Origin of the sequence: Vibrio sp. V23_P3S9T160, assembly GCF_963886625.1 — a bacterium.
GTDB lineage: Bacteria > Pseudomonadota > Gammaproteobacteria > Enterobacterales > Vibrionaceae > Vibrio > Vibrio anguillarum.
The window spans coordinates 1-3,190 of sequence record NZ_CAWPDB010000073.1 but is presented as its reverse complement, the minus strand read 5'-3'; the positions used below and the strand labels follow the sequence as shown (position 1 = coordinate 3,190).

Here is a 3,190-nt window from a genome sequence, read left to right as displayed (position 1 = left end):
GCATAACGCCGCATTAAGTGGTGAGCAACGCAGACCACCGCACCTAAAGTATTGTGCCGTAAACACTTAAGCCGAAGCAAACTGAAAATGCCAAGCGTTGGGAATCCGTCTTAAATGCTTTGTTATGTATTTTTTAACTCCGAAGCTTATATAGATCCTTATCTCCTTGGCACTTAAAGAAACGTGCGAAGGCAAAGAATGCTATCGCACATGCATAAGCTAGAAGAGATTTGGTCATTGGTAACTTTTCATCCAATAAGAAGCCAGAAGCTATACCAGAAAACAGAAGCGCATAAAAAAGCATAAATATCATGTACATGTAATACATGAATAAAGAGACTGAAAGAAACACCTTATTTTCAGAAAACTTATAATCGTAAGGTGAGCTCATTGCTTCATTGATTTTTGGTTTAGCTGCTGAAAAGCCGGAATTTATCAACTTTGCTAGTCTTATCACCTTCGGGCTGAATATAACAAAAGCCAAGAAGTAGACAACGCTCAGTAAGGTTATAAATACTAACAAAGCGTTAGCTAACCACCCCAGCTTAGCTTGCTCTAACAACTGAAGAAGTTGTATCAATGAACCCAATAGATCTGGCATCTTTCTCCTCCTGATACATAACGCCCGCTTAAGTGGTGAGCAACGCGGCCACGACACTCAATTATTACACCGTAAACACCTTAATCAATGCAAACAAAAACCGCCAAGCGTTGCGAATCCGTCTTGAAGCGTTTGTTAGTTGAATTCTTCCACTGACCTACATTTAGGGAAAGAGGAGCAACCCCAAAACTGTTTACCTTTATTTTCGCCACGCTTTGTTTCACGCACCACCATTTCAGAGCCACAACGTGAACATTGCTTTATGTTTTCTTTTGAAGCGACCAGCTCTTTAACATGTTGCCTATGCTTTAAATCTGTAACTATGCCTTTCTTTAGCTTAACTTCATTGATTGCTGCGATAATTTGAGCGTACTCAGTCTCTGAAAATACTGGCTGTATGAACTGCTTAATGTAATCCAAGCAACCTCGTGCGTAAGTAACATTGTTAGGCATCTCAGTTTTAAACATACTATCACCAATAAAAACGATGACCGAGTGCAGCTTAGATGAATCTATGCCCAACAATGATTCAAGGGTTTTAATATGTTTATAATTCTGATGAAGAGGGTTCTGAAATTTAGAAGTATGCCGATAGATTTTTTGAGTCCATTGTTTTTGACTTTTTGAGCCAAAGATCCACCCTTTCATGTTTTTCGTTTCAACAACAAAAATACCGAACTTAGATACAACAACATGGTCGATTTGTGTTGTGCCATCTTCTGTGGGTAAGGTTACATCTTGTACTAACGTGTAGTCTGACTCAGGTAACTGTGACAGCAGTCTGTTTACCAAGAACTCCCCGAACATACCTTTAAACCATCGGCTCTTGAATATCGAAACGAAAAGTAACAGAGGTATGATGTACCAAACTTGAGCTAAAGCACCTGATAGTAATCCTAATATATCCACGAAACGTCCTTATTCAACTAACGCCCGCTTAAGGGGCAGACAACGCTACCACCAAGTTTCCGCATAACACCTTAATCACAAAAGCCAATGCATAATAAAAATGCCATGCGTTGGCTGTCCCTCTTGAAGCGTTTGTTAGCCGATTTTCAGATCTAGCTTGAAATTACGAATAATCTTTTCATCCAAACAGCTTCGTAAAAACTTATTCATTTGTGTCATGTCATTAGAAGAGTAAAAATCGAGCATGAGCGTATTAAACTCTTGCTGACGTTTGGCTTGCACATTAATGATAGGAAAACCATTAGCCAACAAAATACCGTTCATCATGAACCGACCGGTACGTTTGTTAACATCCCAAAAAAATTGAGCGCGTGCCATTTGTAAAAATGCAGTAATTGCTTGATCGTAAACATCAGATTCACTATTCACCTGACTCTCAACTTCAAGCCATTTATCGTCCAACTCATCTGGAGCGGGGGGCTCATACTCTGAACCCGTAATGGAAACGTAACCAGAGCGAAACTTACCCCACTCTAACGCTTCTTCTTTGCCAGCTATATTGTGAATTTTTAAAGCGGTTTCTTTATCAAATTGAAACTCACCTTGATCAACTAAGCCAAAAATAAGTTCCCATGCTCGAGCTTGGTTCATTGCCATATTTTGATCACTAATTCGATGGCCACCTACGGTGATCCCATCAAGAATCGTTTGCACCTCAGGCAAAGTCATTGCTACACCCTCGAGGTTAACAGCGTCATAAACCAAAGCTGGAACATCTCTTTTGGCAAGTTGTTTAGCCAACGGTATATTTGGTTTCATATTCCACATGTTATCTGTCAATGCTGTCATGGTGGTCTTCTTCAATGTAAGTAAAACTTGGCTAAGTATACACTTACTGATGAGTAAGGTGGTAGAAGTCGGCTAACGCCCGGCTAAGGGGTTGACAACGCACTGCCGAACTTAAAAAACACACTGTAAACACTGAACTTCAATTTTGCACTAAAGCCGCCACGCGTTGGCAATCCCTCTTGAGCCGTTTGTTATATTCGATTCACTTAACCATGATAGGCTACATATCTAACCCTGATTGCCATAATGATCCACGGCGAAACTAAACATGACTTTAATCAAAAAGAACGTGCTGGTGATTAAGAACCAAGTGGGTAACGGTAAAAACATAAGTAATAACAAACCACTACACATTAGATTTGCAGAAATGAACAGTTGGATACGATTGTCCTTTAAAGCATTTACCACTAAGGCAGATATTATTGTATAGGCCCAGATTAGAAACGCATACTCTAAGGGTGCAGAAAGAAGCCACGCTATTGCTAAGATATGAATATGTATAGCAATAAAAAGAAAGCGTCCCTTTCTCCTTTCTGCGTAGAACTTATTTGTGCCTCGGCTAAAATTTGCAATGCACCCAGCCAGCACATCAGCAATTAGAATGAAACCTAACACTGTCAACCAACCATTTTCATGGGCTATAGGACGATAAAGCTGGAAATACATTAGAAAACTACCAAATAAGGCAAATATTGCCGTACAAGTAATTTCAATTAAAGATTGCTTTTCACCAAAGACCTCATGAAGAGACTTGGGGATTTCAATATATTTCATCCTTTGTCCTTAAAAGTTCACCGATCAGCTTGTGGAATATAACGCCCGGCTAAGGGG

Annotated in this window: 4 protein-coding genes; all 4 read right to left on the bottom strand. The window is 39.8% G+C overall.

Features of this window, described 5'->3' with window-relative positions; all coding sequences use genetic code 11:
- Positions 1-133: 133 nt before the first annotated feature.
- The 4 genes from AACU59_RS04030 to AACU59_RS04015 all read right to left on the bottom strand — a co-directional run bounded on the left by AACU59_RS04030 (position 134) and on the right by AACU59_RS04015 (position 3,133).
- The gene (locus tag AACU59_RS04030) at positions 134-601 is read right to left on the bottom strand and encodes a hypothetical protein (protein WP_017420818.1); all 468 of its coding nucleotides are present in this window, start codon (positions 599-601) and stop codon (positions 134-136) included.
- Positions 602-736: 135 nt separating this feature from the next.
- The gene (locus AACU59_RS04025) at positions 737-1,510 is read right to left on the bottom strand and encodes an NERD domain-containing protein (protein ID WP_017045441.1); all 774 of its coding nucleotides are present in this window, start codon (positions 1,508-1,510) and stop codon (positions 737-739) included.
- Between the two features lie 135 nt (positions 1,511-1,645).
- Complete coding sequence (locus tag AACU59_RS04020; RefSeq protein WP_170826486.1) at positions 1,646-2,359, bottom strand: Fic family protein; 714 nt, start codon at positions 2,357-2,359, stop codon at positions 1,646-1,648.
- Between the two features lie 228 nt (positions 2,360-2,587).
- A complete protein-coding gene (locus AACU59_RS04015; protein ID WP_017042192.1) occupies positions 2,588-3,133 on the bottom strand; it encodes a hypothetical protein in 546 nt (181 codons plus the stop codon).
- Positions 3,134-3,190 lie beyond the last annotated feature (57 nt).

Coding starts and splice junctions, on each gene's coding strand:
- AACU59_RS04030 (WP_017420818.1), bottom strand. CDS start 601: ATGCCAGATCTATTGGGTTCATTGATACAACTTCTTCAGTTGTTAGAG.
- AACU59_RS04020 (WP_170826486.1), bottom strand. CDS start 2,359: ATGACAGCATTGACAGATAACATGTGGAATATGAAACCAAATATACCG.
- AACU59_RS04015 (WP_017042192.1), bottom strand. CDS start 3,133: ATGAAATATATTGAAATCCCCAAGTCTCTTCATGAGGTCTTTGGTGAA.